Origin of the sequence: Pseudomonas sp. IT-P218 (assembly GCF_949767605.1) — a bacterium.
GTDB classification, from domain to species: Bacteria; Pseudomonadota; Gammaproteobacteria; order Pseudomonadales; family Pseudomonadaceae; genus Aquipseudomonas; species Aquipseudomonas putida_AE.
This window is the reverse complement of record NZ_CATKQQ010000040.1, coordinates 1-5262: the sequence shown is the minus strand read 5'-3', so window position 1 is coordinate 5262 and position 5262 is coordinate 1. Positions and strand designations below refer to the sequence as shown.

5 protein-coding genes are annotated in these 5262 nt (G+C 63.5%); all 5 read left to right on the top strand.

The features are described 5' to 3' along the window. The first annotated feature begins 215 nt into the window (after nt 1–215). The 5 genes from ACM6I6_RS20380 to ACM6I6_RS20360 all read left to right on the top strand — a co-directional run bounded on the left by ACM6I6_RS20380 (nt 216) and on the right by ACM6I6_RS20360 (nt 5261). Nucleotides 216–806 (top strand): amino acid synthesis family protein, encoded by a 591-nt coding sequence (locus ACM6I6_RS20380; RefSeq protein WP_323607489.1) that lies wholly within the window; start codon nt 216–218, stop codon nt 804–806. A 42-nt stretch (nt 807–848) separates the two neighbouring features. Next, nucleotides 849–1682, top strand: a complete 834-nt coding sequence (locus ACM6I6_RS20375) for an alpha/beta fold hydrolase (RefSeq protein WP_274077877.1) — start codon at nt 849–851, stop codon at nt 1680–1682. Continuing rightward, complete coding sequence (locus tag ACM6I6_RS20370) at nt 1679–3160, top strand: aldehyde dehydrogenase (RefSeq protein ID WP_323607488.1); 1482 nt, start codon at nt 1679–1681, stop codon at nt 3158–3160. The genes ACM6I6_RS20375 and ACM6I6_RS20370 overlap by 4 nt, the downstream gene beginning before the upstream one ends. 12 nt (nt 3161–3172) lie before the next feature. Continuing rightward, the gene (locus tag ACM6I6_RS20365; RefSeq protein WP_046817508.1) at nt 3173–3658 is read left to right on the top strand and encodes a flavin reductase family protein; all 486 of its coding nucleotides are present in this window, start codon (nt 3173–3175) and stop codon (nt 3656–3658) included. A 151-nt stretch (nt 3659–3809) separates the two neighbouring features. After that, a complete protein-coding gene (locus tag ACM6I6_RS20360; RefSeq protein WP_414920635.1) occupies nt 3810–5261 on the top strand; it encodes an NAD-dependent succinate-semialdehyde dehydrogenase in 1452 nt (483 codons plus the stop codon). Nucleotide 5262: the final 1 nt, after the last annotated feature.

Below are 5262 nucleotides of genomic sequence, written 5' to 3'. Positions count from 1 at the left end.
TTTTGCGCAGGAAAGTTGAATTGGTGGCGTCACGCAAATCCGTAGGAGCCGGCCTGCTGGCGATGCGATGGTGGCCGTGATGCCGCCATCGCTACACCCCTCCCCCAGCTTTTCATCGCCTTCCGACCAGAAACTCCCATCAGGCTATTGCGCATCCGGTATTATGGTATACCATCATACGCACAGACACCTTCCACCCTGATACGGAGCAGCTCATGAGTTTCGAAATCCGCAAGATCGTCAGCTATGTCGAAGAAACCTTCATCGAAGGCGGCAAAGCCACCGACAAGCCCGTGACCATGGTCGGGCTGGCCGTGGTGATGAAGAACCCCTGGCTGGGCAACGGTTTCGTTGAAGACCTCAAGCCGCAGATCCGCGCCAACTGCTCCGACCTCGGCGCAATGATGGTCGAGCGCCTGGTGGGCATCATCGGCGGTGCCGAGAAGATCGAAGCCTATGGCAAGGCTGCCGTGGTCGGTGCCGACGGTGAAATCGAACACGCCTCCGCGGTGATCCACACCCTGCGCTTTGGCAACCATTACCGCGAAGCGGTGAAAGCCAAGAGCTACCTGAGCTTTACCAACAAGCGCGGCGGCCCGGGCACTTCGATCCAGATCCCGATGATGCACAAGGACGATGAAGGCCTGCGTTCGCACTACATCACCCTGGAAATGAAGATCGAAGACGCGCCGCGTGCCGACGAAATCGTCGTGGTCCTGGGTTGCGCCGATGGCGGCCGCCTGCACCCACGCATCGGCAACCGCTACATCGACCTGGAAGAACTGGCTGCCGAAAAAGCCCAGTAAGACGGTCGGTCACTACAACAAAAAGGTATGCAGGAGCGCTCCATGATTCGGCTCACCGCTGAACGCACCCCGGCTGGCACCAGTTACCTGGCGACCGGCCAAGGCCAGCCCGTGGTCTTGATCCACGGCGTGGGCCTGAACAAAGAAATGTGGGGCGGCCAGATCGTTGGCCTGGCCACGCAATACCGCGTCATCGCCTACGACATGCTCGGCCATGGCGCCAGCCCGCGCCCTGAAAGCGGCACGCCGCTGCTCGGTTATGCCGATCAGTTGCTGGAGCTGCTCGATCATCTGCAATTGCCCAAGGCGGCCGTGATCGGTTTCTCCATGGGTGGGCTGGTGGCGCGGGCTTTCGCCCTGCATTACCCGCAACGCCTGCAAAGCCTGGTGGTGCTCAACAGCGTGTTCAATCGCACCGCTGAGCAACGTGCCGGCGTGATCGCCCGCACCAGCCAGGCCGCCGAGCACGGTCCGGACGCCAACGCCGAAGCCGCGCTGTCACGCTGGTTCAGCCGTGAATACCAGGCGGCCAATCCGGCGCAGATCGCCGCGATTCGCCAGACGCTGGCGGGCAATGACCCCCAGGGTTACCTGACCACCTACGAATTGTTTGCCACCCAGGACATGTACCGCGCCGAGGACCTGGGCAACATCCAGGTACCGGCGTTGATCGCCACCGGCGAACTCGACCCGGGATCGACCCCGGAAATGGCCGAGCAACTGGCCCAGCGCATTCCCGGCGCGAAGGTTGCCGTGCTCGCCGAGCAGCGGCATATGATGCCCGTAGAATCGCCGCGCCTGGTCAACCAGCTGTTGCTGGAGTTTCTCGACACGGCGCACTCCCGACAAAACCAGATCAAGGGGATCGTTGCATGACACTCACACGCTTCCAGATGTGCATCGGCGGTGAATGGGTCGATGCCCTCTCCGGCAAGACTTTCGAAAGCCTCAATCCGGCCCTGGCCGAGCCCTGGGCCGAACTGCCCGATGCCGACGAAGCCGACGTCGAGCGCGCCGTACAGGCTGCGCAGACCGCCTTCGACAGCCCGGCCTGGCGTGGCCTGACCGCCACCGCCCGCGGCAAGTTGCTGCGCCGACTGGGCGACCTGATCGCCGAAAACAAGGAACAACTGGCGCAGCTGGAAAGCCGCGACAACGGCAAACTGATCCGCGAGACCCGCGGCCAGGTCGGCTACCTGCCGGAGTTCTTCCACTACACCGCAGGCCTGGCCGACAAGCTCGAAGGCGGCACCCTGCCGCTGGACAAGCCCGACCTGTTTGCCTACACCGTGCACGAAGCCATGGGCGTGGTCGCCGCGATCATTCCGTGGAACAGCCCGCTGTACCTGACCGCGATCAAACTGGCGCCGGCCCTGGCGGCGGGCAATACCATCGTGATCAAGCCGTCCGAGCACGCCTCGGCGACCATTCTCGAACTGGCGCGTTTGGCGCTGGAAGCCGGCATCCCGCCGGGCGTGGTCAACGTCGTCACCGGTTACGGCCCGAGCACCGGTGCCGCCCTCACCCGCCATCCGCTGGTGCGCAAGATCGCCTTCACCGGTGGCGCGGCGACGGCCCGGCATGTGGTGCGCAGCAGTGCCGAGAACTTCGCGAAATTGTCCCTGGAACTGGGCGGCAAGTCGCCGAACATCATCTTCGCCGACGCCGACCTCGACAGCGCGATCAACGGCGCCATCGCCGGGATCTACGCCGCCTCCGGGCAAAGCTGTGTGTCGGGTTCGCGCCTGCTGGTGCAGGACGAAATCTACGACGAATTCGTCGCTCGCCTGGTGGAACGCGCCCAGCGCATCCGCATCGGCAACCCGCAGGAAGACAGCAGCGAAATGGGCCCGATGGCCACCGCGCAGCAGCTGGCCGTAGTGGAAGGACTGGTGGCCGATGCCATTGCCGAAGGGGCAACACTGCGCCTGGGTGGCAAGCGTGCGCAGAACCTGGGCGAAGGCTGGTTCTATGAGCCGACCCTGTTCGAATGCGACCGCAATTCGATGAAGATCATGCAGGAAGAAGTGTTCGGCCCGGTGGCTTCGGTCATCCGTTTCAAGGACGAAGCCGAAGCCCTGGCGATCGCCAACGACTCGCAGTTCGGCCTCGCCGCCGGCATCTGGACTCGCGACCTGGGCCGCGCCCATCGCCTGGCCCGGGACGTGCGTTCGGGGATCATCTGGGTCAATACCTACCGCGCGGTGTCGGCCATGGCGCCGATCGGCGGCTTCAAGAACAGTGGCTATGGACGCGAAAGCGGCATCGATTCCGTGCTGGCCTACACCGAGCTGAAAACGGTGTGGATCAATCTGTCCCAGGCACCGATGCCTGATCCATTCGTGATGCGCTAGGAGTCCTGAGAAATGATCGAACCCGGCATTTACAAAGACGTCATGAGCTCGTTCCCTTCCGGGGTCACGGTGGTCACCACCCTGGACCCGGCGGGCGGCATCGTCGGCATTACCGCCAGTGCCTTCAGTGCGCTGTCGATCGATCCGGCACTGGTGCTGTTCTGCCCCAACTACGCCTCTGACACCTACCCGATCCTGCGCGACAGCAAGCAGTTCGCGATTCACCTGCTGTCCGCCGACCAGACCGCCGAAGCCTATGCGTTTGCCGGCAAAGGCAAGGACAAGGCCAACGGCATCGAGTGGCACTTGAGCGAACTGGGCAACCCGTTGCTGCGCAAGGCCACGGCGATCATCGAGTGCGAACTGTGGCGCGAATACGATGGCGGCGACCACGCCATCATCGTCGGTGCGGTGAAGAACCTGATCCTGCCCGAGCAACCGGTGACGCCGATGATCTACCACAAAGGCAAGCTGGGCCCCCTGCCCACCCTGGCCTGATCGGTTCCACACAAAAAAACCTGTGGGAGCGGGCTTGCTCGCGAAGGCGGAGTATCTGTTGACATCAATATTGACTGACCCACCGCTTTCGCGAGCAAGCCCGCTCCCACAGGGGTCCGTGCAGATTTTTTAAATTTTGTCAGGAGCCGGCATGAGCCCAGCAGCCTCGTTACTGTTCCGCCAGCAGGCCTACATCAACGGCCAATGGCTGGGTGCGCCCGACGGTGCGCAACAGGACATCTTCAACCCGGCCACCGGCGAGTTGATCGGCCAAGTGCCGAACCTCGGCGCTGAACACGCACGCCAGGCCATCGACGCCGCCAACAAGGCCTGGCCGGCCTGGCGCGCACTCACCGCCAAGGAACGCAGCAACACGCTAAAGCGCTGGCACGCGCTGATGCTGGAAAACGCCGATGCCCTGGCCGAAATCCTCACCCTCGAACAAGGCAAGCCGTTGGCCGAAGGCAAGGGTGAAATCCTCTACGCCGCCAGCTTCATCGAGTGGTTCGCCGAAGAAGCCAAGCGCATCTACGGCGACACCATTCCCAGCCACAAGGGCGATGCGCGCATTGTCGTGAGCAAGGAGCCGATCGGTGTCGTCGCGGCGATCACCCCCTGGAACTTCCCCGCGGCGATGATCACCCGCAAGGCCGGCCCGGCGCTGGCCGCCGGTTGCCCGTGCATTGTCAAGCCGGCGCCGGAGACGCCGTTCTCGGCTCTGGCCATGGCGGCGCTGGCCGAGCAGGCCGGCATTCCCGCCGGTATTTTCAACGTGATCACCGGCGATGCCATCGCCATCGGCGCCGAACTGACCGCTAGCCCGCTGGTGCGCAAACTGTCGTTCACCGGCTCCACGGCCATTGGCAAGTTGCTGATGGCGCAGTGCGCGCCGACGCTGAAAAAGGTGTCGCTGGAACTGGGCGGCAACGCGCCTTTTATCGTCTTCGACGACGCCGATCTGGAACGTGCGGTGGAAGGCGCGCTGATCGCCAAATTCCGCAATGCCGGCCAGACCTGTGTCTGCGTCAATCGCTTCCTGGTGCAGGACGGTATTCACGACGCTTTCGTCGCGCGGTTGGCCGAACGGGTCTCGCAACTCAAGGTTGGCAGCGGTTTCGCCGACGGCGTCACCCAGGGTCCGCTGATCAACGAGCGCGCCGTGGCCAAGGTTGAAGACCATGTGCAGGATGCACTGGCCCAAGGTGCACAGCTGTTGTGCGGCGGCGAACGCCACGCCCTGGGCCATGGCTTCTTCCAGCCCACGGTATTGGCCGGCATCACCACGCAGATGAAAGTCGCCCGGGAAGAAACCTTCGGCCCGCTCGCCGCGGTGTTCCGCTTCGCCAGCGAATCCGAGGCCGTGCAGATGGCCAACGACACCGAATTCGGCCTGGCTGCCTACTGCTACACCCGCGACCTGGGCCGCGCCTGGCGCATGAGCGAAGCGCTGGAATACGGCATGGTCGGGATCAACGAAGGTTTGATCTCCACCGAAGTCGCGCCGTTTGGCGGGATCAAATCCTCGGGGCTGGGGCGCGAAGGCTCCAAATACGGCATCGAGGATTACCTGGAACTCAAATACACCTTGATGGGTGGGCTGTGAA

Bases quoted from the DNA above. Each gene is read 5' to 3' on its own strand.
- ACM6I6_RS20380 (WP_323607489.1), top strand. From the start codon at position 216: ATGAGTTTCGAAATCCGCAAGATCGTCAGCTATGTCGAAGAAACCTTC.
- ACM6I6_RS20365 (WP_046817508.1), top strand. From the start codon at position 3,173: ATGATCGAACCCGGCATTTACAAAGACGTCATGAGCTCGTTCCCTTCC.
- ACM6I6_RS20360 (WP_414920635.1), top strand. From the start codon at position 3,810: ATGAGCCCAGCAGCCTCGTTACTGTTCCGCCAGCAGGCCTACATCAAC.
- ACM6I6_RS20370 (WP_323607488.1), top strand. From the start codon at position 1,679: ATGACACTCACACGCTTCCAGATGTGCATCGGCGGTGAATGGGTCGAT.
- ACM6I6_RS20375 (WP_274077877.1), top strand. From the start codon at position 849: ATGATTCGGCTCACCGCTGAACGCACCCCGGCTGGCACCAGTTACCTG.